Here is a 24,444-nt window from a genome sequence, read left to right on the forward strand (position 1 = left end):
TCATCACCTACGGCGATCATCTTGGGGTAATCCTAAAAGCCGCACTGAAGGATGTTCATGTCGGCAAACTCGTTGGTGATGTCAACATTGGACATTGCCAGAATCAAAGCTGCGATTTACAGTCTGCCACGTCTTGCCAGATTGTGACATTTTTCTACCATGTCAGCCCAATCACGTTTACCCATGTCATGCATATAAGCCCATGATTCCGGACTGTTTATTTGCTGCGTCAGGGGAGATGCCTTCACCATGGCCTTGGCTTCTTTGCCGCTGTAGCCACGTTTTACCAATTCCAATACGGTATAACAGAAATAATACCGCTGGTCGCTCATTTTGCGGGCATACCTGTCGAGAACCATTTCAAAACACCTCCACTTGTAATATTTTCAGGTAAGATAGAGATTTCTCTGTCTTAAAGACATACTGCATCCCTAACGATTTTTCAGAAATATTTTGCAAAAACTCAAACTTGCTAAGTTTTCCCTCTTCGCAATCCAAAGCATCTTCACGAACCCGGCGGTCAGCTATCGGTCCTATTATGCAGTCTACGTCAGAGTTGGACTGTAAGCAGCGCTGGGTGATAATCATATCTGCAAATTCGTTGGCATGGCTGCATTTATGCCGTGACAATGGAAACAGCCTGTCTGTCCAGCAGTTCCAGAAGACGGCTAGATGGTCCATTGGGTGTATTCCGACCCGATTCCCATGCTTCTATGGTTTTCTTGCTGACACAGAGGTATTTAGCAAGGACAGCCTGGGTTAGGTTGTTCTTCAAGCGAATGCTGCGCACCTCAGCACCGCTGAACTTGCGGGCAGGGGCAATGTTTATGGTTAGAGTTTCATGGGTAAGGTTAGCCCCATTATTTTCTTCATAATCAGCAATAAGTTCATTTAATGAACCAGCTATCATATCATAAGTCCTGCTCATTTTGTTACTCCCTTCTGCATACTCTTTTCCAAACGCTCAATCAAGGCTTTCAAACCGTTCCGCTCTGCCTGTGAGAGATTTTCCATCTCGTTCTTCGCAAATACCATGACCAGAAAAATACGTCCGTGGATTTCAAAGTCCACATAACATACACGGGCACAGTGAGATTTCCCCCGATTCCCGTAGGAAAAACGCATTTTCCGCAACCTGCCAGTGCCACGCATAACAGCACCGGCTTTAGGATTGTCCAGCAATATAGATTGCAGTTCCTTCATGTGTTCATCGGTTAGCCCCAGAGCCTTCCACTGTTCATCAAATTTCTTGCCATGTATAAACTCTCGTGATACCAGCATATTCTCGCCCCTTTGTTTATATTATACCCTATTTGATAGGGTTCAGCAAGCAAAAGAGGAGCAGGCCCGCCGGGCCTGCTCCTCTTTTACTTATGTGGCTAACTTTACCTCTTCATATTGATGACGGTCTCCAACATCTCGTCACCTACGGTGACAATCTTTGAATTAGACTGGAAGCCGCGCTGGGTGATGATCATATCTGCAAATTCGTTGGCGATGTCTACGTTGGACATTTCCAGAGCGGATGGCGTAATCTTCACGCCAAGATCGGTAGCAGTTTTTACGTTTGCTGCACCAGAGTTGTTAGAGGTCTGATACAGCGAACTGCCGGTCTTAGTGAGACCAGAAGCATTAGTGAACTGAGCAATAGCTACCTGTGCTTCTGCCTTCTGAACACTGTTTGTGTAAGTTCCCATGATAACCCCGGAACTATCAATAGAAATGCTTTCGAGAGACCCCGCCGCATTGCCATCAGCATCGCCATTGATGGTATTCATACCAGCATACTGAGTCAAATCGCCTAATTCCAGACTTATGCTCTGTGGGGTCGAAGAGCCATTGGGAGCCGTATGCGTAACAGACAAAGAGCTTTTTTTGACGCTGTCACCATCAAGCGCCCCTGGAGGTGTAGTGATAGTTACCTCCGAATTTGTATCAGCAACCAATGTTTCTGTTCCACTAAAAGTACCTTCCCTGATAATACCGTCATAATCAAAAGTTATCGTTGTAGATCCCAAAGTATAAGTGGACGTAGACCCATCGGCTTCATTCACAGTCGCTTCTGGCAAGGACATTACCCACGCCGTGGCTTTTTTAGTTACAGGATTCCCTTCCTCATTAGTATAAGTTAGGTCTGCTACAACACTTTTCTCAAACAAAACAGTAGATGTATGTTCTACCCCTAGGCTATCATAATAAGTCCAGGCTGTAGTCTGAGGCATAGAACGACCAATAACATACCTTCCTGAATTAACAGTCATTTTACTGCCATCACTAAAATACAAAGTCACTGGCTGCTCAGATGAAGCCCCAATGTATTTTCCTGCAGTGGTTTCTGTATGTGTAGTGCCATCAGAAGGCTTAACAAAAGAATACGATGTAATTACAGGCACATCAGCATCAAGATTATTTGTATATGTAGCTGTGCTTGTTGCTTCTGCCGCCATGGTCTGTCCTAGCTTTACAACAATATCCGTTGTTGGGCCCGTAGTACTAAGGGCACCACTATCATCCGCCATCCATCCCTGCACTTTAAGACCACTGCCAGGCATTACATAGTTGCCATCAGCATCAAATTCAAAGTCACCATTGCGAGTATAGTATGTCTGTTTGTTGTCTTTTACCACAAAAAGTCCATTACCTGAGATACACAAATCTGTGTTCTTACCTGTTGACTGCACGGAACCATCGCTAAAAAGCAAATCTACGCTAGCCACACCAGAACCCAATCCTACCTGCTTGGCATTTACACCGCCTTTTGTTCCAGTAGGTGCTGCAGCACCGCTCATAGTCTGATTCAAGGTATCAGCAAAAGTCACGCGGCTGGACTTGAACCCTGTGGTATTGACATTAGAAATGTTGTTGCCAATGACATCCATTCTCGTCTGGTGGTTCTTGAGGCCGGATACGCCTGAGAAGAGCGAACGCATCATAGTAAATCACATCTCCTTATTATGTATAGATAGGCAGCTCCTTGCGACGTTCCCTGTCGGCGTGGCCTGACGGCCCTGTTCTTCCCTGTTTATCACATGATTTATAACATACTTATGTTACGACATATATATCGTATAAAACTTAGAAAAACTTAAATATTTTTATGTTAAAAATTTTCAACATAAAAATCACCACGTAAAAATACATAAATTACAGTATAATGGGCCCCTTGTCAAGACCACATCCTGAAATTTTAAGAGTGTCAGTGAACAGAGTATCCTACGCAGCGAAGCAGCCAAAATAGAATTCGTTAGGAACCTTGTAGCCTAAAGCCTCGTGGGGACGTATATTGTTGTAATCATCCACGTATTGGTTGATCAGGCGGCGAAGCTCTCTTGGCGTACGGTATTCGTTAGGATAGAGCTGCTCCGTTTTGAGGCTGCGAAACCAGCGTTCAATCATGATGTTGTCAGCCCAGCGGCTCCTGCCATCCATGCTTTGACGGATGTTAAGGCTACGAAGCAGGTCTTTGTAGTCATCACTGGTAAACTGGCTGCCCTGGTCTGAATTGATGATGGCTGGAACGCCACATGCCTTAACGGTTTCCTTTACGGCATAAATGACAGATTCTGCTTCCAGACTATCTGAAAGATAATGGCCGACCAGCCGCCGGCTATACCAATCAATTATTGCAGTCAGATACATGTGTCCATGTGGCATCGGAATATAGGTGATGTCAATGGACCACACCTGGTTGGGGAAAGACACATTATAATTGCGTAACAGATAAGGCACGATAGACTCCTTGAAATTGCGCTTGGACAGATTAGGTTTAGGGTAAACGGCATAGATGCCCATCTTCAGCATAAGTCGCCGTACTGTCTTGCGACAGGCTGAAAAACCTTCTTCCTGCAGTTTGGCAACAATCTTACGAGAGCCGAGATAAGGACACCTGGTATGCCAGTAGTCGATACGTGCCATTAAGGCTTCATCAAGCTTGACAGCAGCTTTATCTGGTTCAGTGGGCGTGTAATATAGGCTTGAGCGGTTTAGTCCCAGCAGCTCGCACTGACGGCGTATGGAAAGACCATTACCCTTTCGGATCATATTCCGGGATTCGTGGGATGGTCTCCCCAGCCTGGCGAAAGCAGTCCTGAAGAAAGTCGCGTTCAAGCGTAAGCTGACCAATGGTCTTTAGCATTTGGTCATTCTTTTTCTTCAGGTCGTCCTCCTTCCTCTGAACGGCCTTACGCTCAGAGTCTGCGCCAAAGGCGAGATAGGCATTCTGCAAGAATTCTTGCTTCCATTTTCTGACCATGTTTGGATTCAGGCCGTTTTCAGAGCAGATGACATTGAATTCCTTGTCGCCTTGAAGAATTGACAAAACAATCTTGGTCTTGAATTCAGCAGTGTACTTTTTTCTTGGCATAATGGCAACCTCCAATTTTCGTTACCTATACTATATCATGCACTCTTAAAATTTTCAGTACTGGTCTGAATTCATGGGCCCATTATACAGTGATTTTTCCTTTTAAAAATCACCTAATTAATGTTAAAGAATAAACATAATTTCTTTGATTAAAATAACATATAAAATTAACTTTAAAACTGTTAGAATTATATCGAGGTGATGTGATAATGGCAGAGAAATTATTGATTACCAAAAAGAACGCCAGAGGCACCGATGGCTACAAGGTTTTTTCGGTACGTTTGAAGGAAGATACGGTGGATGAAATAGGGCGACTTTCGGATGTCACGGGGAGGACTAGGAACGAGCTAATCGGCTTGCTACTTGACTTCGCGCTGGCTAACAGCGAGGTTGTCACTGAGAAATAAGATTCAGATAATCAAAAAAACGAGGCTATTCTGACTGTCAGAATAAGCCTCGTTTTTATGTTATAAATTATGTTTAATTTTTATGTTTTTTCAAAAAACAATAGTTGTAATCATTAAGTTCAAAAGACGTTTTTCCGATATAAAAATTGAAAAGAAAACACGGATGAAAATCATGTTAAATCAAGCATGAATTACAGGCAAAAATGACAGGGAAAGTCGGCTCGCCTAATGACTATAAAAAAGGAGACGATATATTATGATGCGCTCACTGTTTTCCGGCGTTTCCGGCCTTAAGAACCACCAGACCCGCATGGATGTCATAGGCAACAACATTTCAAACGTGAACACCACCGGCTTCAAGTCAGGCCGGGTGAACTTTGTGGACACCCTGAATCAGACCATCAGTGCGGCTACTGGTGGTACTGACAACCTGGGTGGCACCAACCCCAAGCAAATCGGCCTCGGTTCCTCTGTCAGCAGCATTGATACCCTCTTCACCGATGGCTCCGTGCAATCCACGGGCAAGAATACTGACCTCTGTCTCTCTGGCAACGCCCTTTTCGTAATCAAGGAAGGCAACCAGACTTACTACACCCGCAACGGCGCTTTCGAGTTTGACGGGGACGGCAACTATGTGCTGCCGGGCAGCGGCTTCAAGGTACAAGGTTGGAACGGGACAGACGGTGCTCTCGACACCAGCACTGCGGTAACTGATATCAATGTGCAGGTAGGAAAGAGCATGGCAGCTTCCGCTACCGTCATGGCCAATTATGCCAACAACCTTAACGCAGCTGCACTTACCATTGCCTCCATGGATGGCGGTACAGCAGAAGGCACACTTACAGCTTCCGCCGCCGATAAAGTCACCCTTACCATAAACGGTGTCGAATATCTTGCTACTTCTGGAACTTTTTCTACCAAAGAAACGTATACTGTATCAGCGGCATATACTGCTAGTGCCACATCTATGAAAGTCAAGGATTCAGATGGCAATGAACAAACTATTACCGTTGATGCCAATACGACTGCTGTTGCTGCCGATACGGCTGTTACTTCTGTCACAGGCGGCACCTCTACTGACTTCACAAAAACCAAGGCTTCAGCTAGCAATACAGTCATCATAAATGACGGCACCAACGACTATGAGATTACCAGCGGTACTTTCTATAGCGAAAGAACCTACACCTTCTCCAAGGCAGTAGCCTCCGGTGACACCACAATTACCTTGGAAGATTCTGAAGGGAATACGCAGACCGTAGCCCTTAAAACGCCCGCTACCAGTACTACAGCTGCCAGTACTGCTGCAACCTATACTGGCGGCACTACTGTTACTCCCAAAACTGCCAGCATAACTAACCCCATTACTATGACGATGAGTGACGGCACCAAGATAAGCCAGACCAGCGGCACCTTCTGTGAGGGTGAGAGTCTTCCTATCACTACTACTTTAACCATCTATGATACTTTGGGCAACGTGCATAGTCTGCCTGTATATTTCACAAAAACAGCTATTGACAGCACCAGCGGTAACTCTTGGACTGTATCCCTTGCTACAAACGGAAGCGGCACTGTAACCCTTTCCGAAGCCGATGGAACTACCACGACTGTGACTATGTCAGATACGACAGTAGATTTCACTACAATGGGCAAATATGATACCGACGCCACCAGAAATCTCGGCGGCAGAACCAGCGTCCTTACCCTTACCAATGGTTCACGCGGCACGCAGACTGTAACCCTTGATTTCGCTTCCCTCACCCAGTTCGCTGGCAACAACACCGTCAACGGCACCACTGATGGTTATGCCGCTGGTACGCTGGAGAGCATCTCCATTGACACCACCGGCACCATCTACGGCACCTATACCAACGGTGTCCGGCAGGCAGAGGCTCAGGTAGCTGTGGCTCAGTTCACCAATGCCGCAGGCCTCACCAAGACCGGCAGTTCCCTCTATCAGGCCTCCAGCAACTCCGGTACCCCCAATGTGAAAACCACTACCGACTTAGGCGTAAAGATTACGCCGTCTGCTCTGGAACTCTCCAACGTGGATATCGCCAACGAATTCGCAGACATGATCATCACCCAGCGCGGCTTCCAGTCCAACTCCAAGATGATTACCGTAGGCGACGAAATGCTTGAGACCGTCATCAATATGAAGAGATAAAATAACTGCATAGCAAACAGGGAGCAAGCCCACCATCGGGCTTGCTCCCTTTATTATGCTCATCACTCTGTTATCTGCAGCAGCGCCAGTTTGTCCGCTGCTTCATTCATCTCTGCTTCAGCCTTCTCTGCCTCGGCAACAGCCGCATTAGCCTTATCTCTCAGCCTCTCGGCCTTGGCCTTCTTGTGTTCCAGTTCCCTCGCTGCCTTTTCTATGGCCGCCTGCCTGTTCTTGTGGGCTGCTGCAAGCTCTGCCTTGGAAAGGCCTTTTTCCGGGTGCTTCTTCGCTTCCAGTTTCAGCTCATCTTCATGGGTGAGAGTCCCCCGGGTGCGGGCGATGAGTTCGTCCTGATGAGCCTCGGCATACTTGAGGATGGCGGCGTAGAACTTGCCATCCACATCTTTTTCTGAAAGGTTCTCCAGCTTGATGACGCCCCCGTCTTTTTCGACGGGCTTCACCGAGTTGATGACACCGAAGCCGCTGTCCAGATCATCATGCTGGCTTATGGTAACGGTTTTATTTTTGAGGTCAAAATCCAGATACTCAGCCGCCCCCACCAGATCGCCATAACCGTCCAGAGAAAGGCCGTTCCAACGACGCTTGGAACGTACATCCTCTATCTGCACAGCATCATAAGTGCGGACAGTAGGCACGATCAGGTGATTGAGGTCGATATGCCCCTGTGCGTTCACCGCATAGCACATCTGCTCCATATTGAAGTAGTAGTTCTGGCGGGAGGTGGACTGCACCCACTGGAAAGTCTTTTCCGGCAGGCTCACCGCCGCCTCAGCCTGAGGTGCAGCAGGCATGGCAAGGAGGGCTGCCAAACAAAGGCCAGCCCCTATCTTCTTCACCATATTGACAGTCTGTATCTGAATCATGTTTTCAGCTCCTATTTTCCCATATATCACAAAATACGAGCGTAATTCTACCATATCATGCTGAAAACATAATGAAGTAATATTATTCTTCAAGTTGTCCCAAAACGTAGAAAGTTCCATGAGCTTTGGCAAAGAGCTTGCCTTCCCGGCTCAGCATTTCGCACTCGCAGGCCATAGTGCGGCGTCCATCGTGAAGCACCTTCGCCTTGGTGATGATCCGCTCCGTGAGCGGCACCGAGTGCAGGAACTCTGTCCCCAGCTGCATGGTGACCACCTTCTTGCCCAGTTCCAGGCAGGCCGCCCCCATGGCGGTATCTGCCAGGGTCATGAGCACTCCGCCATGGACGATATTGTAGAGATTAGTATGGTATTCCTCCACCACCAGTTCCAGATGGACGCTGCCTCCTTCTTCTGGCACCACCTCCACGTTCATGTGGTCAGCAAAGGTATTCTGATGGAAAAAGCGGATAATCTGGCGCTGGCGTTCGGTTAAATTCTGTTCTTCGATCATGGTATAGCTCCTCATAGAAAAAGCCTTCCCCTTGAGGGGAAGGTGGCAGCCCGAAGGGGTGACGGATGAGGTGGAACCCAGCTCGTTTAGCTAACATAACCTGAAACGCAACACCTCATCCGCCCCTGCGGGGCACCTTCCCCTCAAGGGGAAGGCAATCATTATTCGACCTGTGCTTTCGTTCGTGCCTGCGCTTTGCGGTGACGCAAATACAGCACACCAATCACCACTGCGCACACGCCTACAAAGACAAGGCTGGCCTGATGGCCCACAGCCAGCATGACCTCCCAGCTCTTGCCCAGCATCATGCCTGCAAAAAGAATGAGGGCCGTCCAGGGCAGGCTGCCGGCGATGGTGTAGATGATGAAGCGCTTGAAGTCCACATGGGCAAAGCCTGCAGGCAGGGAGATGAAAGTGCGCACCACAGGCAACATGCGGCTGAAGAACACAGCCTTCAGGCCATATTTGTCAAACCAGTTCTGGGCAATATCCACATGGCTCTTCTTCACGAAGAAATACTTGCCGTATTTATCTACGAAGCTGCGGCCGCCCTTATGCCCCACGGCATAGGCAAAGACCGAGCCCACGATGCCGCCAATCATGCCGGCGTTCAAAGCACCAATAAAAGTCATATCTCCGGAAAAGATCATAAAACCAGCAAAGCCCAGGATCAGCTCGCTGGGAATGGGAATGCAGGCGTTCTCAGCTGCCATCAGCACTGCCACTGCCACATAGCCCCAGTCAGCAATGAACTGCAGGAATACCCCGGAAAAGCTCTCCATATTTCTCTATCGTCCTTTCTTACATTAACACTAACTCTAAGAGGCATTATACAGCATTATTTTTGTTTTTTCCATGAAAAAAGCAAAAATAAAAAGACGCCCTCCCCGAAAGGGGCTGACGCCTTGATATCGCTTACTCAGCGGTGAAGGGCAGCAGTGCAATGTTGCGTGCACGCTTGATAGCCACGGTCACCTGACGCTGATGCTTTGCGCAGTTGCCGGAAATACGGCGGGGCAGGATCTTGCCGCGCTCAGTCACGAAACGGCGGAGCTTAGCTACATCCTTATAGTCGATATGCTCGACCTTGTCCACGCAGAAAGAGCAAACTTTCCTGCGGGGCCTTCTGCCTCTGTCTCTTCTCATCGATTCTTTCCCTCCTTGCCTTTAGGGACTTATGCGTTCAGTCCCTTAAAATGGGATTTCCTCGTCAGAGATATTGGGGCCGAAATTATCGGCCGGTGCCTGCTGTGCCTGAGGTGCCGGGGCGCCGTAGCCCTGGCCGAACCCACCCTGCGGTGCAGAGCCCTTGGGATCAAGGAATTCCAGCTCGTCCAGCACCACATCAAAGGCGCTGCGCTTGGAACCATCCTGAGCCTCATAGGTACGGGTCTGAAGACGACCCTCCACGCCTACACGGCGGCCCTTGGCAAGGTTGTTGCCAATTATCTCCGCCAGCTTATCCCATGCCATGCAGGGGATGAAGTCAGCGGTGGGCTGGCCGTTCTGCTCCGCTTGTCTGCGGAAGCGGCGGTCTACTGCAAGAGTAAAGGTCGCAAACGCCTTGCCGGACTGAGTATAGCGCAGTTCCGGATCACGCGTCAGGCGGCCAATAAGCACAACTTTGTTCATGGCAAATCCTCCCTGACTGGATTTAAGATATTACTCTTCGTCGGATTTGACGATCATGTGCTTGAGGAGCTCGTCCGTAATCTTCATCACGCGGTCGCACTCAGCCACAACGGCAGGCTCGCACGCAACGTTGAACAGGCAGTAAAAGCCTTCAGCGCAATCCTTGATCTCATAGGCAAGACGCTTCTTGCCCCAGCGATCTTCATTTTCGATCGTACCGCCGTTTTTCTTGATGAGGTTCGAGAACTTCTCGATGACAGCGTTGGTAGCTTCCTCCTCCATCGGCTTAACGATGAATATGATCTCGTACTTTCTCACGAAATCACCTCCCTCTCTGGTCATTGGCCACGGGTCTGTGCCCGGGGCAGAGGTTCAATAAGTTTCCTTACATAAACCTTGCGTTAATTACGACTAGAGAATTATACCATCATTACAAGGGTTGTGCAAGAGTTTTTTCATAGCTGAATAAAATCTTCGCCAAAGCAGGGAAAAGCCGTCTCAGCAAGAACAATAAAGTAAGCAACTTTCTCTCACTACATATGAAGGAGGCGTATGAACTTGGACAAGCGACAAAGCGAAGCAGATGCTGTCAAAAAGGCCGAAGAGGCCTTTGACCGCAAACGGCGCACCATAGGTCTTTTCGGTGCTCCCATCCTGGCTGTGCTGGTTTTCATGACTCCCATTGCCGGACTTACCTTGGAAGCTCACAAGCTTTTAGCCATCATGGTATTGGTAGCTCTCTGGTGGATCACGGAGCCCGTGCCAATACCGGTGACCTCCCTTATCGGTCCCACCCTGGCGGTCATTACTGGTGTGGTGCCCGTGGGCACGGCCTTTGCAGCCTTCGCCAACTCCATGATTTTCCTCTTCATGGGCGGCTTTATCCTGGCCAAGGCCATGATGACCCACGGCCTTGATAAGCGCTTTGCCTACTGGCTGTTGTCCCGTGAGTGGGTGGGCTCCAATCCCAAAAGGATTTTCCTGGCGGTAGGCCTGGCAGCAGCCCTGTGCTCCGGCTGGGTCAGCAACACTGCCACCGCCGCCATGATGTTCCCCATCTGCCTTGGACTTTTGACTTCTATAAAAGAAATGTTTGCTGCCAATGGCAGGGAAATCCATCTCCACGAGTACAAGTACGCCACCGGCCTCATGCTGATGACGGCCTACTCCTGCTCCATCGGCGGCGTACTGACCCCCATTGGCACTCCTCCGAACCTTATCATGCTGGGTTTCCTGGATACCATGTGCGACATCCATGTATCCTTCTTCCAGTGGATGACCTGGGGCCTCATTGCCATGGTAGTTTATTTCGCCATTGCCTATGTGGTGCTTTCCCATTTGTTCCCTGCTGATGTCACCCGCATCGAGGGGGCAGATGTCTTTATCAAGACCAAGCGGGACGAACTGGGAAGCTGGACCCGTGCCCAGAAGAACACTCTGCTGGCCTTCATCGTGGCAGTGACGCTCTGGGTGCTGCCGGGCTTCATGTCCATTGCTTTTGGCAGCACAGACCCCATGCTGAAAATGTATAACCTCCTCTTCCCCGAGGCCATCGCAGCCATGGCTGGCGCCCTTCTGCTCTTCCTCCTGCCAGTGAATTTCAAGGAGCGTCAGTTCACCCTGAAATGGTCCGAGGCCATGCAGGGCATCGAGTGGGGCACTCTGATTCTCTTTGGCGGCGGTCTTGCCATGGGCGGCATGATGTACAAGACGGGCCTTTCCCAGTGGGTGGGCGACCTCATTGTCAGCTCCATGGGCGGGGCACCCTCTGAGGTGGCCATGGTGGCCATTTTCTCAGTCATGGCGCTCTTGCTCTCCGAGCTCACCAGCCATACGGCGGCTACCAATATGATTGGGCCCCTGGCCATCACGGCAGCCCTTTCCGCAGGCATCAGCCCCATACCCGTGTCTGTGGGCATTGCCCTGTCGGCTTCACTTGGGTTTATGCTGCCGGTGTCCACACCGCCTAATGCCATTGTGTATGCGTCGGGGTATATTCCTATTACGAAGATGATAAAGACTGGCGTCTATATCGACTTTATAGGGATTGCGTGCGTGACCATTCCTCTTGCCATCTACTTTGTTAACTGGATAACAGGTTAAGCCTTCGGCTTTTACTTTTCTTTGGCGCAAAGAAAAGTAACAAAAGAAAACAGTGGCCCCGGTTTAATCCTCAAACACGAAGGGCCACAGGAAGCGCCCATCCATGGGCGCCGGGGTTCGTTAGTTTGAAGGCTCTTAAGGAGGTTCCTTATGCAGAATCAGACACTTACTGAAAGCCTTTCGGCTTTTGATCCGGAAATATATGGGCTGCTGCAGGAGGAGGTGCAGCGGCAGCGGTTTACCCTTTCCCTTTTGCCTACCTCCAATGCTGTTTCTCCCTTCTGCGCTTATTTGAAGGGCAGCATCTTCGGCAATGGATACCTTGACCATCATGCCGTGAACTCGCGTGTGAAATTGGAAGACATCGCCGCCCACCGGGCTGAAAAACTCTTTGGGGCAGACCATGCCATCGTGCGGCTGTCGGATATCACTTCCGCTTCCCGGGTGGTCTTCCATGCCTTGCTGCAGGAGGGAGGCACGGTGCTTTCCTTCAACCGGCGCAAATCTGAGCATTGCAGCGGGGACTGGATGAATTTTGAGTTCCTGAATTTCAGCATTGACCCGGACACAGAACTCATAGACCTGGCGAGGGTGGAGAAGATTGCCCAGGCCCGGAAGCCCAGGCTGATCATCTACTCTCCTGTCAATTATCCCCGGCAGATGGATTTCGAGAAGCTGCATGACATCGCCAAAGGCGTGAGAGCCTATCTCTGGGTGGACATCGGCCAGAACGGCGGCGCAGTAGCCGCCGGCTGCGCTCCCTCCCCCATACCTTATGCCGATGTGGTGACCTTCCCCACCAACGATGCCCTCCACGGCCCCCAGAGTGCCGTCATCCTCACCACCAGGGAGCTGGCTGACAGAATGGACAAGGCTGTGCTGGAAACAGGCCATGCCATGGTGAAGAAAAACGTCCTGGCAGCCCTTGCCACCACCTTCCTGGAAGCAGGCGCTGCCCCCTACAAAGCCTGCTGCGAACAGGTGCTGAAAAACGCCCGTGCCCTGCAGAAAGGCCTGCGCGATGCCGGCCTCAAAACCCTCTGTGGCGACACCGAAAGCCACTTGGTACTGGCCCGTCTGCCCGAAGGCAAAGCCCCGGAAAAAATGGCTGAGAAACTGGAAGAAGCCGGCCTCTTGGTGAAAGGCGAAAAGATGCTAACCTCCGACGAAGGCCTCACCTTCCCCATCCTGCGCCTCTCCGCCCTTGACCCCACCACCCGTGCCCTGAAAGAACCTTCCATGCAGACCGTAGGCCGCCTGCTGGGAGATTTCCTCCTGTCCTCTCAGGACAAAGCCGCCATAGACAAAGTCCGGGCACAGATCAGGGCCATCCTCATAGACAAGCCCCTCTTCTCCGACGAATGGCTGTCCAAAAATATCAATCTGACCGACGGATATGGGCAGAAAGACCTCAACATCACCCAGGAAGTAGAGGCAGAAAAGCAGGAGGCCCAGGCAGAAAGGATGCTATGCTTCTGGGATAACTGAAGCAAAAATAGCAATAAAAAAAGAGCCGTTAAGGCTCTTTTTTATTGCTCGAACTATCCGAACCCCGATGCCGCCAAAGGCGGCGAGGTCGAACCCCCGAACCCCAGGGCCCATGGATGGGCCCCGTGGACGCGGAAATCACACGATGTGATTTCAGTCCACGTTTTCTTTTGGTTCGTTTTCTTTGCGCCAAAGAAAATGAACAGCCGAAACGTTTATGACAGATACGGCTTAACAGCAGCAGCCAACGCTTCCTTAGCAGCCTCAGCTTCCGCCAGATCCTTCCCCTTGGTAGTATAATAAGCCTTGATCTTCGGCTCCGTCCCGGAAGGACGGATAATCACGCTGGACCCATCCTCCAGCTCATAAGTCAGCACATTGGACTTAGGCAGGCCGGTGGCAGCGGTGTCCAGGTAGTCAATGACCTTCGCGACCTTCTTGCCAGCAAGTTCCTTGATGGGATCCTTGCGCAGGTTCTCCATCATGCCCTTCATCTTGTCCATGCCGGACAGGCCCGGGAACTCGAAGCTGTCTACCTTGTTCAGGTAACGGCCGTACTGGCTGTAGATTTCCTCCAGGCGGGCCTTGATCGAAGAACCCTTGCTCCTGTAGTAAGCTGCCATCTCGCAAATCAGCATGGAAGCTACTACGGCATCCTTGTCACGGACGTAGGGGCCGGCCAGATAGCCGTAGCTTTCCTCGAAACCGAAGATGAAGCGGTTCTCCTCGCCCTTGCCCTCCAGCTGGAGGATCTGGTCGCCAATCCACTTGAAGCCGGTCAGCGTATGGCGAAGCTCTACGCCATAGTGCTTGGCCACGGCATCAGCCAGCGGGGTGGAAACGATGGACTTCACAGCCACAGGGTCCTTGGGCATGGTGCCCTTTTCCTGACGGCCGGCGCAGATATAGTCAAGGAGCAGCACGCCCATCTCATTGCCGGACACCAGCTCATAGGAGCCATCCGGGCACTTCATGGCGATGCCCACACGGTCAGCATCCGGGTCGGTGGCCAGCATCAAATCTGCCCCCACCTGCTTGGCCAGCTCCACGCCCTTTTCCATGGCAGCCAGGATCTCAGGATTCGGATAGGAACAGGTGGTGAAGTAGCCGTTGGGATACTCCTGCTCCGGCACGATGGTCACATCGTCAATGCCGATGTCACGCAGCACCCGGGTCACAGGCACCAGGCCGGTGCCGTTCAGCGGGGAATAAACCAGTTTCAGGCCAGCAGTCTTGCAAAGGCCCGGGCGCACCTGGCAAGCCTCGATATTCTCATAGAGGCCGTCCTTGCAGTCCTCGCCCACAAACTTGATCAGGCCTTTTTCCACGCCCTCAGCAAAGGACATGTACTTTGCCCCGGTGAGCACATCCGTCTTCTGGATGGCATTGTAAACCACATCGGCAGCATCATCCGTCATCTGGCAACCGTCCGGGCCGTAGGCCTTGTAACCGTTGTACTTGGCCGGATTGTGGCTGGCGGTGACCATGATGCCTGCATTTGCCTTGTAGAAGCGGGTGGCAAAGGACAGGGCAGGTACCGGCATGGGCTCATCGTAGATGCGGACACTTATGCCATTGGCAGCCAGCACGCCTGCGGCCTCCTTGGCAAAAGTCCAGCCCTTGAGGCGGGTATCGTAGCTGATAGCTACCGTCTGAGTGCCGCCCTCGCCTTTCACCCAGTCAGCCACACCCTGGGTAGCCTGTCGCACCACCCAGATGTTCATGCGGTTGGTGCCGGCACCGAGAGTGCCGCGCAGACCTGCAGTACCGAACTGCAGGGAAGCAGCAAAACGCTCCTTGATGGCCTCATCGTCCCCCTGAATGTCCCTCAGTTCTTTTCCCAAGTCACAGTCAATGAGATCCGCCTCAAGCCAGCGCTTGTATTCGTCCTGATACATAAATTGATCCACCCTTCCCGTAAAAAAATTGATACTTCATCTGCATTGCTACATACTATAATGTATATACGACAAGGCAGGGAGAAAATCCTCCCTGCCTTGTATTTTAATACTTATAAAGACATTTGTCCATAAAAGCCTTCCCCTTGAGGGGAAGGCCAAGTTTCACGCCATTTCCCGCATGCCTTTCCTGATGAAAGACTTCCTGGTGAAGTAAAAGGCAATCATCAGGGGCAGCGCCGAACCAATCCAGGCCAAAGGGCTGGCCCAGCAGGCTCCCAGATAACCCCACATCTCGCAAAGTATCAGGGCGGCACCGGCGCGCATCAGGAGCTCCATGATGCCAGCGAAGGTAGGCACCACGCTCTGGCCTATGCCCTGCAGGACACTGCGGAAGATGAAGAGGAGAGCCAGCACCCAGTAGCAGGAGCCCTGGATCAGCAGGTACATGCTGCCGTACTCAACCACCTGCTCCGCCTCTTCCGTGACGAACATCCCCACCAGCCAGGGACCGAAAAGGGCATTGATGATGCCCATCACAATGGCAAAGCCCACGGACATATAGACGCATTTCTTCACGCCCTCGCTGATGCGGTGGAACTTCCGCGCCCCGTAGTTCTGGGCAGTGTAGGCCGCCATGGCCATGCCGAAGGACATCATGGGCATAAGGGCCAGGGAGTCAACCTTCTGGGAGGCGGCATAGGAAGCTACCGCCACCGGCCCCAGATTGTTCAGCGCCACCTGCAGGATGACTGCACCGATGGCGATGATGGAAGTCTGGAAGCCCATGGGCAGGCCGATGCGCAGATGCCCCCAGAGGATTTCCTTGGTCAGATGCCAGTCCTCCCTCTGGATGTGCAGGGCAGGCACCTTCTTGCAGATGTAGAGTATTGACGCCGCCACGCCCAGGCTCTGGGCAGCAATCACCGCCCAGGCCGCTCCGGGCACCCCCCAGTCGAAGAACATGATGAAGACAGGTTCCAGGATGATATTGCAGGTCAGGGCAAAGGCCAGGATTACCGTAGGCATACGGCTGTCCCCCAGGGCCCGCACCATATTGGTAATCATCAGCAGGAAGAAGGGCACCACCAGCCAGCCAAAGATGATGCTGATGAAGGCGTAAGCATTGTCCATGATTTCCGGCGGCGTTTCCATCCAGACTAGCAGCTGATGACAGAGACCGTAGGCCAGCACCGTCATCACTATGGCAATAGCCAGAGTCAGCAACAGGCAGGCCGCCGCGCTCTGGCGCACCCCCTTCTCGTCTTTTGCTCCGAAGCGCTGCCCCGTATAGATAGACAGCCCCGAAGTGGTACCCATGGCAAAGCCCATAATCAGGAACAGCAGTGGCCCCGTACAGCCCACCGCCGCCAGGGCCTCCACCCCCAGGATGCGCCCCACGATGAGGGTATCCACAAAGCCGTATAGCTGCTGGAAAATATTCCCCGCAATCAGGGGGAGAGTAAAAAAGAGAATGAGCCGCCAGGGCTCACCCTCTGTGAGATTCTTCGTACTTGCACTCATTCAAAATACCTCGTCACAAGAGTCCGCAAAGTCTCCTGCAGGACCACCGCATTGTCATACATGGCATCCACGGAAGGACGCAGCTTCACGTAGTGGAAGACGTGTTTCTTACCCGTGCGGTAATCAGATGGGAAGGGCACAGGTTCATAGCCCTGCTTCTGGAAATTCAGCATAGCCCGCTTCATATGGAAGGCAGAAGTCACCAGCACGGGATTTTTCAGCCCCTTTTCCTGCATGATCTGGGCAGAGTAGCGGGCATTCTGGGTGGTATTGAGGCTCTGGTCCTCCACCAGGATTTTCTCCTCCGGCACCCCCAGATCCATCAGGATGCGCTTGGCAATCTTTGCCTCAGCCCCCGTATCCTCATAGACCTGCCCGCCGGAAAGGAGGATAGGCACATCCAGCTGCCGCTGGAGCCGCACCGCCGTCAGGAGCCGCGCCGAAGGTGCGGCGCAGAGGGTGCCCTGGCCGCTCACATCCGGGGTATCCGCATAGGCACCGCCCCCCAGCATGATGACCACATCACCCGTGGCTTTCTTGGGCGGCTGATACTCCCCTTCCAGCCAACCCATGGCCTTTTCCGCCATCCAGGGCGTGCAGAACAAATAGAAAATAATCGTGAAGGCCATCAGCATGGCAGCCACCTTCTTTCTGAGCGTAGGCCTCTGCCAGCCGTAAATGCCGCCGCCACTGGCGGAATGCTTCCAAAGATGAATGCTGTAGAAAAAGAGAAAGACTATGAAAATGCCCGGCGGCAGAATGAAACTCGCGCCGAATTTGAGCAAATATACCATTATTTATGTACCTCCGCGGGAATAAATGCTAAAATAGTATATATTATTCTACCAAAATAATTTCCAAAAGAAAAGGAGAGTTTGCTATGGCATTTATTGAAGCAAAACCCGTACAGGCTACAGAAAAAGCCGGCGGCAAGGGCACCATCACCATCGTTCATCTGCTGGGTCAGGAGGAACTTGACGGCAAGTGCGCCATGTTCTCCAAGGTCATCATCCCGCCCCTCTGCTCCATCGGGGTACATGAGCATAAAGGGAATACAGAGGCCTATCATATCCTCTCCGGCAAGGCCGTATACAATGACAATGGCACGGAGAAAGAGATTGGGGCAGGGACTACCACTTTCTGCCCCGAAGGGGAGAAGCACGGGATTGCCAATGCATCCAGCACGGAAGACCTTGTCTTCACTGCGTTGATTATTAACAAGTAAGGTTCGTCTGTTCATTTTCTTTGGCGCAAAGAAAACGAACCAAAAGAAACAGCGGCCCCGGTTTGATCCTCAAACACGAAGGGCCGCTTTTGGCGCTCATCCATGAGCGCCGGGCATTTGCCTTGGTTTTATCATAATTGAAAGGCTTGCTCTTCCAACTTGGTTGAGCAAGCCTCTTTTTATTTATTCGGCACCATATCGTCAGCCGTCAGCGTGCCTTCTTTGGCCTTCTGGGAAAGCTCCGCCGTGGCGGTGAACAGCACGTCGGAGGAGCTGTTGAGAGCCGTCTCGCAGGAATCCTGCAGTACGCCGATGATGAAGCCTACTGCTACCACCTGCATGGCAATGTCATTGCCGATGCCGAAGGAGGAGCAGGCCACGGGAATCAGCAGCAGGGAGCCGCCGGCTACGCCGGAAGCGCCGCAAGCGCCTACCGTGGACACGATGCACAGCAGGAGAGCCGTGGGCAGGTCTACGCTTATCCCCATGGTGTGGGCAGCTGCCAGGGACAGCACCGCGATGGTGATGGCCGCGCCGCTCATGTTGATGGTAGCGCCAAGAGGAATGGAAATGGAATAAGTATCCGGATTCAGCCCCAGGCGCTCACAGAGAGAGAGGTTCACGGGAATATTGGCAGCAGAGCTTCTGGTGAAGAACGCATAGACGCCGCTTTCCTTCAAAGTAGTCCAAACCAGCGGATACGGATTCCTGTGCAGGTGCAGGTACACGATCAACGGGTTCATGATCAGAGCCACCGTGAAGAAAGCGCCCAGGAGCACTGCCAGGATCTGCAGGTAGCTCACCATGGAGGAAAGACCGCTCTCGCCGATGGCATTGGCCACCAGGCCCATGATGCCGAAGGGAGCAAAGCGGATGACCCACTGGACAATCTTGGTCACAGTCTTGGCCAGGTCAGACAGCATCTCCTTGGTGCTGTCTGAAGCAGAGTGCAGGGCGATGCCTGCCAGCACACCCCAGGCCAGGATACCGATGTAGTTGGCGCTGGCCAAAGCATGGATGGGGTTGTCCACCACACTGAGAATCAGGTTGTGGAGCACTTCCAGAATGCCGGAGGGAGGCGCCACCTCGGCATCCGTCACCGCCAGCTGCAAAGCCGTGGGAAAAGCAAAGGAGTAAAGCACCGCCACCAGGGAGGCGCAAAACGTAGCGAACACATAAAGCCGCACAATGGGCTTCATAGCCGCACTGGCATCGGCGCTTTTCTGGGCCATGGCGTTCATGACCAGCACGAACACCAGAATGGGTGCCACGCCCTTCAAGGCCTTGACGAACAGGTCACCGAAAACGGAAACCACTGGGATTGCTGCCGGTGCAAACAGCGCCAGCAGGATGCCCACTACCAGGCCCATGGCGATGAGCTTGATCAGGGCTGTTTCCTGATATTTCTTGCTTACTTTCTTCAACATCTTAGACATCCCCTCTTTTAGGGAACTGTCCGCAAATAAATTAAACATCTTGCTTGTCTGAATTCCCCCTGTCTGCGTTATCGTCGTTCGACGTAGCGCCGCTACGCCTCACTCCTCTGCCTTGACAGTGAAAATTCATCCTACGCAATCTTGTTTAATTTATTTTCTACCAGTTCCCCACACCATCCTTCCTTATTGTATATTAGTCCACTTGTATTACTACTTGTGTAAGTATATCAGAAACATTACATCTTAACAAGAGATTTTTGCCATTTTTGTACGCACAGAGAGGATTTTCTTTTCCCTGTAGTAAAAAAAGAGTACACCACACAGTGATGTACTCTCACGAAGGACAGTATCGCACTCCGGCGCCCATGGATGGGCGCTCTTGCGGCCGTTGGATTTCAGGATGAAATGCAAGGCCGGTAAATATGCCACTGGCATATTTACCTTTTGGTTCGTTTTCTTTGCGCCAAAGAAAATGAACAGCCGTATTTTACTTTTGAAGTTCGATAAGATATCTTCCCACCGCATCCTGCCATCTAGGCAGACGGTTGAACCCTGCCCTGTCCAAAGCCTCCTTGCTCATGCGCGAGTTATGGGGCCGGACAGCCTTGGTGGGGAACTTGTCAGAGGTGACCCGCTCCACTTCCACCTTCACCCCGGCCTGCCGGAAAGTCTCGATAGCCAGGTCAGCCCAGGAGCAGAAGCCCTCGTTGGTGGCGTGGTAAGTGCCGTACTTGTCGGACGTCACCATCTCTGCCAGCAGCACCGCCAGATCACGGGTGTAGGTTGGGGACCCCACCTGGTCATCCACCACAGTGAGCTTGTCATGGTTTTCGGAAAGCTTCAGCATAGTGCGGATGAAGTTCTTGCCATTGTAGCCAAAGACCCAGGAAATGCGCACGATGAAGTATTTCGTGAGGATTTCCCTGACGGCCTCCTCACCTGCCAGCTTGGAAGCGCCATAGACATTCACGGGAGAAGTAGGAGCGTCCTCGCTGTATGCTTCCTCTCCCGTTCCTGGGAATACGTAATCAGTGCTGATGTAAATGAGCTTGGCGTCAATCTCCCTGCACAGCTTGGCCAGTACACGGGTGCCCTCACTATTCACCACCCGGCAGGCCTCAGGCTCATCCTCAGCCTTATCCACTGCTGTATAGGCAGCACAGTGAATCACCGCCTCGGGGCGGAATTTCTTCAGATAAGCCTCCATCTTCACAGGCTCAGTCAGAGGGAACTCCTTGCTGGAAACGCCCCGCACTTCCTGCCCTTCGCTCTCCAGCTGTTTCACGCAATCATACCCCAGCTGGCCCGTCACGCCAGTAACCAATATCTTCACGATTGAATCGACCCCTTCTACGATAAAGAAATATTATTGCACTGCTTGTAAATTCTACCACCTCTGTAGTTAATCCTGCAAAGGCATAAAAAAAGCCTCCACCGCTTGCGGGGGAGGGGGACCGGCGGAGCCGGTGGAAGGGGGGAATAAGCAGCCGAACAGTATACTTAAAAGATACTTGTTCGACCCCTAGCCCCCCTTCCGTCAGCCCTTTGGGCTGCCACCCCCAGGGAGCCCGCAGGGCTCCCGCGCTTACGCGCCCCCCGTAAACGGTGGAGGCTTATATAGAGTTACTCATATCTAAGCGCTTCAATGGGATCCAGTTTAGCCGCTTTCCTGGCCGGGTAGATCCCGAAGAAAAGCCCTATCCCTACGGCGAAGAAGAAGGACACAAAAATGGGCAGGGGCGTGATGAGGGTCTGGAAGCTGCCCAGCTTTGCGATGATCTGAGAAGCCCCGCACCCCAGCACTATGCCGATGATGCCGCCCACGATGCCTATCACCATGGACTCAATCATGAACTGCATCATGATATTGCCATAAGTGGCTCCCAGGGCCTTGCGGATGCCGATTTCCCGGGTGCGCTCTGTCACCGACACCATCATGATATTCATGATGCCGATGCCGCCTACCAGCAGGGAAATCCCCGCAATGCAGCCCAGGAGGATGGTCAGCATGGAAGTGCTCTCACTCACCGCCTCCATAAGGCTGGTGAGATTCCGCACATTGAAGTCGTCATCCTTCCCTGCCAGGATGTGATGGCGTTGCCGCAGGAGAGTTTCTATCTCTGCCTGGACCTGATCCATATCGTCCTGGCTCGTGACCTGCACGTTGATGGACTGGACGTAGGTGATGCCCAGCATGCGCTCCTGGGCCGTAGTCAGGGGGATGTAAATCATATCATCCTGATCCTGCCCCATGGAGGACTGGCCCTTGCTTTCCAAAAGGCCAATGACCTTGAAGGGCTGATTGTTGATGCGGATATTCTTGCCCACGGGATTGTCCGTGCCAAAGAGATTGGAAGCTACTGTGGTGCCGATGACGGCCACTCTCTGCCTTTTGTTCATATCGCTCTGGCTGATGAAAGAGCCATAGCCTACAGTCAGGGCGCGGATGGACATGAGTTCCGGCGTCACCCCCTGCACGGAGGTATTCCAGTTCATATTGCCGTTGACCACCTGATAAGAACCGCTGACGGTGGGCGAAACATAGTCAATGCCCTTGATCTTCTCCTTGATGGCCTCGGCATCATCGTATTTCAAAGTCTGCATGGAGCCTGCCGCCCCCCGGACGCCGCCGCGATTGGAGGAGCCGGGAGAGACAATCAGCATATTGGAGCCCAGGCTGGAAATGGAGCTGGTGACATTACTCTTGACCCCCATGCCCACGGACACCAGGGCAATCACCGCCCCCACGCCGATGATGATGCCCAGCATGGTGAGGAAGGTCCTCATCTTGTTGGCCTTCAGGGCTATGATAGCCATCACGAAGCACTGCCGCGCATCGTTGAGCCAGAACTTGTGGGCCTTGGCGGTGAAGGGTGGGAGCTTGAAGGACTTCGCCTGCTCAGATAACATCCATCACCACTCCCTTCCCTGCATCCCGGGTGATCTTCCCATCACGCACCAACAGCTGCCGGCTGGCACAGGCAGCAATCTCCGGCTCATGGGTGACCAGGATGATAGTGCGCCCAATCTCGTGCATGCTCTCAAAGATTTCCATGATGTCCTTGGTGGACTTGGTATCAAGGTTGCCTGTGGGCTCGTCTGCCATGATGATATGCGGGTCATTCACCAGGGCCCGGGCGATAGCCACCCTCTGGCGCTGGCCGCCGGAAAGTTCATTTGGCTGGTGGTCGGCCCGGTCCTCAAGGCCCACCGCCTGCAGGCACTGCATGGCCCGCTCCAGCCTGTCCTTCTTGCCCACCCCGGCATAGACCAGAGGCAGGGCCACATTGTCAAGAGCCGAAATGCGGGACAGCAGGTTGAAGTTCTGGAACACAAAGCCGATTTTCTTATTGCGGGTGATGGCTAATTTATCATCGCTAAGGCCCGCCACTTCCTCCCCGTCCAGCTTGTAAGAGCCGGTGCTGGGACGGTCAAGGCAGCCCAGGATATTCATCAGCGTGGATTTGCCCGAGCCGGAGGGGCCCATGAGAGCAGCAAACTCCCCCTGATGGATGTCCAGGTCGATACCGTCCAACGCCGCCAGTTCCTCCCCGCCTATCTTATATACTTTGCGTATGCCCGTGAGCTTGATGGTCACATGGCGGTTGTCTTTTTCTGCCATAACTACTTCCTCAGCTGTCTCGTCACATGGGAGGCGGTCCGCCCTGATTCTTTTTTTTTGCGCTGTCACCAGCACCTGCCTTGGCTTTATAGTCAGCCACTATTTCCTCACCATCGGTGAGTCCCTCCAGGATTTCCACATACTCATCGCTGTAGATGCCTGTCATGACGTAGCGGTTCTCCTGAGTGCCGTCGGGATTCTTCACAATGACATAGGAGCCGTTGCTGTCAGTCTTGAGAGTGGAAATGGGCACCACCAGTGCGTTTTCCTTGTTGGCTGTATTGATTTCCACCCGGGCGGTCATGGAGGGCATCAGTATCCCTTCCGGGTCATCCACATCCAGGGTCACATAGTAGTAGATGACGCTGGCAGAGGAACTGGAGCTGGAGGAGGACGTAGAGGAATTGGTGTTCCAGCTGTTGCTGGTATCCGTCTGGGAAATCTTGGAAACCCTGGCCGTAAAAGTCTTGCCAGTATAGCTGTCCACGGTGAAGGTTGCCTCCTGGCCCACCTTCACATTGCCGATATCCGTCTCATCCACTTTCGCCTGAATCTGCTTGCTGGAAAGGTCAGCGATGCGCATGATCACCGTGGGATTGCTGGTTCCCTGCACTGCCATGGTGCCCACAGTCTGGGGCTCGCCTACCACTACACCATCCATAGGGGCCACAATGACAGTTTCATTGAGGTCGCTTTCCGCTTCAGACAGGGCTGATACTGCCGTCTGATAGTTCAGGGTAGCATCCTCCAGGTCTGCATCAGTTTCTGCCCCAATGCCGTGCAGGTACACAGCGCGATTGTATTTGGCCCGGGTATTGGTGACCTTGAACTGGGCCTGGTCACGCTGGGCCTCAAAATCCTTGCCGTCCAGGATAGCCACAGTCTGCCCCGTCGTCACCGTGTCGTTTTCCTTCACCAGTATGCTCTTGATGCGGGCAGTAATCTTGGCGCTGACCTCTACGGAGTCCACCGGGCGGATAGTGCCCGTGGCGGAAACTGTGGACTTGATATTCATGCGCTCCACCTTCACGGTCTTCACCGCAGCCGCCTGCTCGGCGGCCTGCTTCTGCTGATAGCTGGTGTAGGCATAGTAGCCGCCGCCAGCTAATAAAAGCAACGTTAGCACGGCTGCTATAATTTTCTTGTTCAAGATAAAATCACCTCGTTATAATTACCTGCCCCGTGAAACG

At 52.4% G+C, this 24,444-nt stretch carries 25 protein-coding genes; 5 read left to right on the plus strand and 20 right to left on the minus strand.

What is annotated here, in order from left to right; translation table 11 throughout:
* Positions 1-116: 116 nt before the first annotated feature.
* From P159_RS0103120 to P159_RS0103150, 6 genes are all read right to left on the minus strand, one after another.
* The gene (locus P159_RS0103120) at positions 117-359 is read right to left on the minus strand and encodes a hypothetical protein (protein ID WP_029541331.1); all 243 of its coding nucleotides are present in this window, start codon (positions 357-359) and stop codon (positions 117-119) included.
* A 257-nt stretch (positions 360-616) separates the two neighbouring features.
* Entirely contained in the window at positions 617-928 is a 312-nt protein-coding gene (locus P159_RS0103130) for a helix-turn-helix domain-containing protein (RefSeq protein ID WP_029541334.1), read from the minus strand.
* A complete protein-coding gene (locus P159_RS0103135) occupies positions 925-1,281 on the minus strand; it encodes a type II toxin-antitoxin system RelE/ParE family toxin (protein WP_029541336.1) in 357 nt (118 codons plus the stop codon). The genes P159_RS0103130 and P159_RS0103135 overlap by 4 nt, the downstream gene beginning before the upstream one ends.
* Positions 1,282-1,385: 104 nt before the next feature.
* Positions 1,386-2,933, minus strand: a complete 1,548-nt coding sequence (locus P159_RS0103140) for a flagellar hook protein FlgE (protein ID WP_029541338.1) — start codon at positions 2,931-2,933, stop codon at positions 1,386-1,388.
* A gap of 280 nt (positions 2,934-3,213) precedes the next feature.
* Positions 3,214-4,122 carry an IS3 family transposase gene (locus P159_RS18260; RefSeq protein ID WP_318253488.1) on the minus strand — a complete coding sequence of 303 codons (909 nt, stop codon included), beginning with the start codon at positions 4,120-4,122 and terminating at the stop codon, positions 3,214-3,216.
* Entirely contained in the window at positions 4,025-4,363 is a 339-nt protein-coding gene (locus P159_RS0103150) for a transposase (RefSeq protein ID WP_029540641.1), read from the minus strand. Before P159_RS0103150 ends, P159_RS18260 begins: the two co-directional genes overlap by 98 nt.
* Positions 4,364-4,572: 209 nt before the next feature.
* Here P159_RS0103150 and P159_RS0103155 point away from each other — a divergent pair, with 209 nt between their 5' ends.
* Both P159_RS0103155 and P159_RS0103160 read left to right on the plus strand, forming a co-directional pair.
* The gene (locus P159_RS0103155; protein WP_029541339.1) at positions 4,573-4,770 is read left to right on the plus strand and encodes a CopG family transcriptional regulator; all 198 of its coding nucleotides are present in this window, start codon (positions 4,573-4,575) and stop codon (positions 4,768-4,770) included.
* 256 nt (positions 4,771-5,026) lie between these two features.
* Positions 5,027-6,934 (plus strand): flagellar hook-basal body complex protein, encoded by a 1,908-nt coding sequence (locus P159_RS0103160; RefSeq protein ID WP_029541341.1) that lies wholly within the window; start codon positions 5,027-5,029, stop codon positions 6,932-6,934.
* A gap of 62 nt (positions 6,935-6,996) precedes the next feature.
* On the opposite strand, the gene P159_RS0103165 is transcribed toward P159_RS0103160, so the two are convergent.
* From P159_RS0103165 to rpsF, 6 genes are all read right to left on the minus strand, one after another.
* Positions 6,997-7,815 (minus strand): hypothetical protein, encoded by an 819-nt coding sequence (locus tag P159_RS0103165; RefSeq protein WP_051650072.1) that lies wholly within the window; start codon positions 7,813-7,815, stop codon positions 6,997-6,999.
* 82 nt (positions 7,816-7,897) lie between these two features.
* Entirely contained in the window at positions 7,898-8,326 is a 429-nt protein-coding gene (locus tag P159_RS0103170) for a PaaI family thioesterase (RefSeq protein WP_029541343.1), read from the minus strand.
* A gap of 161 nt (positions 8,327-8,487) precedes the next feature.
* Positions 8,488-9,108 carry a DedA family protein gene (locus tag P159_RS0103175; protein WP_029541345.1) on the minus strand — a complete coding sequence of 207 codons (621 nt, stop codon included), beginning with the start codon at positions 9,106-9,108 and terminating at the stop codon, positions 8,488-8,490.
* A gap of 133 nt (positions 9,109-9,241) precedes the next feature.
* Positions 9,242-9,472, minus strand: coding sequence for a 30S ribosomal protein S18 (rpsR, locus tag P159_RS0103180; protein WP_029541346.1), 231 nt, complete (start codon positions 9,470-9,472; stop codon positions 9,242-9,244).
* Positions 9,473-9,517: 45 nt separating this feature from the next.
* Entirely contained in the window at positions 9,518-9,958 is a 441-nt protein-coding gene (locus tag P159_RS0103185) for a single-stranded DNA-binding protein (RefSeq protein WP_029541348.1), read from the minus strand.
* Between the two features lie 30 nt (positions 9,959-9,988).
* On the minus strand, positions 9,989-10,276 hold the full coding sequence (gene rpsF / locus P159_RS0103190; RefSeq protein ID WP_029541350.1) for a 30S ribosomal protein S6: 288 nt from the start codon (positions 10,274-10,276) through the stop codon (positions 9,989-9,991).
* 234 nt (positions 10,277-10,510) lie between these two features.
* On the opposite strand from rpsF, the gene P159_RS0103195 reads away from it, so the two are divergent.
* Positions 10,511-12,061, plus strand: a complete 1,551-nt coding sequence (locus P159_RS0103195) for a DASS family sodium-coupled anion symporter (RefSeq protein WP_029541351.1) — start codon at positions 10,511-10,513, stop codon at positions 12,059-12,061.
* 150 nt (positions 12,062-12,211) lie between these two features.
* Positions 12,212-13,549: a hypothetical protein gene (locus P159_RS0103200; RefSeq protein WP_029541353.1), complete on the plus strand. Its 1,338-nt coding sequence runs from the start codon at positions 12,212-12,214 to the stop codon at positions 13,547-13,549.
* A 215-nt stretch (positions 13,550-13,764) separates the two neighbouring features.
* On the opposite strand, the gene P159_RS0103205 is transcribed toward P159_RS0103200, so the two are convergent.
* The 3 genes from P159_RS0103205 to P159_RS0103215 form a co-directional block, all read right to left on the minus strand.
* Positions 13,765-15,447: a phospho-sugar mutase gene (locus tag P159_RS0103205; protein ID WP_029541355.1), complete on the minus strand. Its 1,683-nt coding sequence runs from the start codon at positions 15,445-15,447 to the stop codon at positions 13,765-13,767.
* A 165-nt stretch (positions 15,448-15,612) separates the two neighbouring features.
* Positions 15,613-16,971 carry an MATE family efflux transporter gene (locus P159_RS0103210; protein WP_029541356.1) on the minus strand — a complete coding sequence of 453 codons (1,359 nt, stop codon included), beginning with the start codon at positions 16,969-16,971 and terminating at the stop codon, positions 15,613-15,615.
* Positions 16,968-17,765, minus strand: a complete 798-nt coding sequence (locus P159_RS0103215; protein ID WP_029541358.1) for a YdcF family protein — start codon at positions 17,763-17,765, stop codon at positions 16,968-16,970. The genes P159_RS0103210 and P159_RS0103215 overlap by 4 nt, the downstream gene beginning before the upstream one ends.
* Positions 17,766-17,851: 86 nt before the next feature.
* Here P159_RS0103215 and P159_RS0103220 point away from each other — a divergent pair, with 86 nt between their 5' ends.
* On the plus strand, positions 17,852-18,196 hold the full coding sequence (locus P159_RS0103220; RefSeq protein WP_029541360.1) for a cupin domain-containing protein: 345 nt from the start codon (positions 17,852-17,854) through the stop codon (positions 18,194-18,196).
* A gap of 179 nt (positions 18,197-18,375) precedes the next feature.
* On the opposite strand, the gene sstT is transcribed toward P159_RS0103220, so the two are convergent.
* The 5 genes from sstT to P159_RS0103245 form a co-directional block, all read right to left on the minus strand.
* A complete protein-coding gene (gene sstT, locus P159_RS0103225; protein WP_029541361.1) occupies positions 18,376-19,623 on the minus strand; it encodes a serine/threonine transporter SstT in 1,248 nt (415 codons plus the stop codon).
* Positions 19,624-20,119: 496 nt separating this feature from the next.
* Complete coding sequence (gene rfbD, locus P159_RS0103230) at positions 20,120-20,965, minus strand: dTDP-4-dehydrorhamnose reductase (protein ID WP_029541363.1); 846 nt, start codon at positions 20,963-20,965, stop codon at positions 20,120-20,122.
* A gap of 290 nt (positions 20,966-21,255) precedes the next feature.
* Complete coding sequence (locus P159_RS0103235; protein ID WP_029541365.1) at positions 21,256-22,449, minus strand: ABC transporter permease; 1,194 nt, start codon at positions 22,447-22,449, stop codon at positions 21,256-21,258.
* Between the two features lie 82 nt (positions 22,450-22,531).
* The gene (locus tag P159_RS0103240) at positions 22,532-23,254 is read right to left on the minus strand and encodes an ABC transporter ATP-binding protein (RefSeq protein ID WP_029541367.1); all 723 of its coding nucleotides are present in this window, start codon (positions 23,252-23,254) and stop codon (positions 22,532-22,534) included.
* Between the two features lie 22 nt (positions 23,255-23,276).
* Complete coding sequence (locus tag P159_RS0103245) at positions 23,277-24,407, minus strand: efflux RND transporter periplasmic adaptor subunit (protein ID WP_185753606.1); 1,131 nt, start codon at positions 24,405-24,407, stop codon at positions 23,277-23,279.
* Positions 24,408-24,444 lie beyond the last annotated feature (37 nt).

The organism is Selenomonas sp. AB3002, from assembly GCF_000702545.1.
GTDB lineage: Bacteria > Bacillota > Negativicutes > Selenomonadales > Selenomonadaceae > Selenomonas_B > Selenomonas_B ruminantium_A.

What these genes read in the sequence shown, in the direction of transcription:
- P159_RS0103120 (WP_029541331.1), bottom strand. Translation starts at nt 359, where the DNA reads ATGGTTCTCGACAGGTATGCCCGCAAAATGAGCGACCAGCGGTATTAT.
- P159_RS0103130 (WP_029541334.1), bottom strand. Translation starts at nt 928, where the DNA reads ATGAGCAGGACTTATGATATGATAGCTGGTTCATTAAATGAACTTATT.
- P159_RS0103135 (WP_029541336.1), bottom strand. Translation starts at nt 1,281, where the DNA reads ATGCTGGTATCACGAGAGTTTATACATGGCAAGAAATTTGATGAACAG.
- P159_RS0103140 (WP_029541338.1), bottom strand. Translation starts at nt 2,933, where the DNA reads ATGATGCGTTCGCTCTTCTCAGGCGTATCCGGCCTCAAGAACCACCAG.
- P159_RS0103150 (WP_029540641.1), bottom strand. Translation starts at nt 4,363, where the DNA reads ATGCCAAGAAAAAAGTACACTGCTGAATTCAAGACCAAGATTGTTTTG.
- P159_RS0103155 (WP_029541339.1), top strand. Translation starts at nt 4,573, where the DNA reads ATGGCAGAGAAATTATTGATTACCAAAAAGAACGCCAGAGGCACCGAT.
- P159_RS0103160 (WP_029541341.1), top strand. Translation starts at nt 5,027, where the DNA reads ATGATGCGCTCACTGTTTTCCGGCGTTTCCGGCCTTAAGAACCACCAG.
- P159_RS0103165 (WP_051650072.1), bottom strand. Translation starts at nt 7,815, where the DNA reads ATGATTCAGATACAGACTGTCAATATGGTGAAGAAGATAGGGGCTGGC.
- P159_RS0103170 (WP_029541343.1), bottom strand. Translation starts at nt 8,326, where the DNA reads ATGATCGAAGAACAGAATTTAACCGAACGCCAGCGCCAGATTATCCGC.
- P159_RS0103175 (WP_029541345.1), bottom strand. Translation starts at nt 9,108, where the DNA reads ATGGAGAGCTTTTCCGGGGTATTCCTGCAGTTCATTGCTGACTGGGGC.
- rpsR (WP_029541346.1), bottom strand. Translation starts at nt 9,472, where the DNA reads ATGAGAAGAGACAGAGGCAGAAGGCCCCGCAGGAAAGTTTGCTCTTTC.
- P159_RS0103185 (WP_029541348.1), bottom strand. Translation starts at nt 9,958, where the DNA reads ATGAACAAAGTTGTGCTTATTGGCCGCCTGACGCGTGATCCGGAACTG.
- P159_RS0103195 (WP_029541351.1), top strand. Translation starts at nt 10,511, where the DNA reads ATGAACTTGGACAAGCGACAAAGCGAAGCAGATGCTGTCAAAAAGGCC.
- P159_RS0103200 (WP_029541353.1), top strand. Translation starts at nt 12,212, where the DNA reads ATGCAGAATCAGACACTTACTGAAAGCCTTTCGGCTTTTGATCCGGAA.
- P159_RS0103205 (WP_029541355.1), bottom strand. Translation starts at nt 15,447, where the DNA reads ATGTATCAGGACGAATACAAGCGCTGGCTTGAGGCGGATCTCATTGAC.
- P159_RS0103210 (WP_029541356.1), bottom strand. Translation starts at nt 16,971, where the DNA reads ATGAGTGCAAGTACGAAGAATCTCACAGAGGGTGAGCCCTGGCGGCTC.
- P159_RS0103215 (WP_029541358.1), bottom strand. Translation starts at nt 17,765, where the DNA reads ATGGTATATTTGCTCAAATTCGGCGCGAGTTTCATTCTGCCGCCGGGC.
- P159_RS0103220 (WP_029541360.1), top strand. Translation starts at nt 17,852, where the DNA reads ATGGCATTTATTGAAGCAAAACCCGTACAGGCTACAGAAAAAGCCGGC.
- sstT (WP_029541361.1), bottom strand. Translation starts at nt 19,623, where the DNA reads ATGTTGAAGAAAGTAAGCAAGAAATATCAGGAAACAGCCCTGATCAAG.
- P159_RS0103235 (WP_029541365.1), bottom strand. Translation starts at nt 22,449, where the DNA reads ATGGCTATCATAGCCCTGAAGGCCAACAAGATGAGGACCTTCCTCACC.
- P159_RS0103240 (WP_029541367.1), bottom strand. Translation starts at nt 23,254, where the DNA reads ATGGCAGAAAAAGACAACCGCCATGTGACCATCAAGCTCACGGGCATA.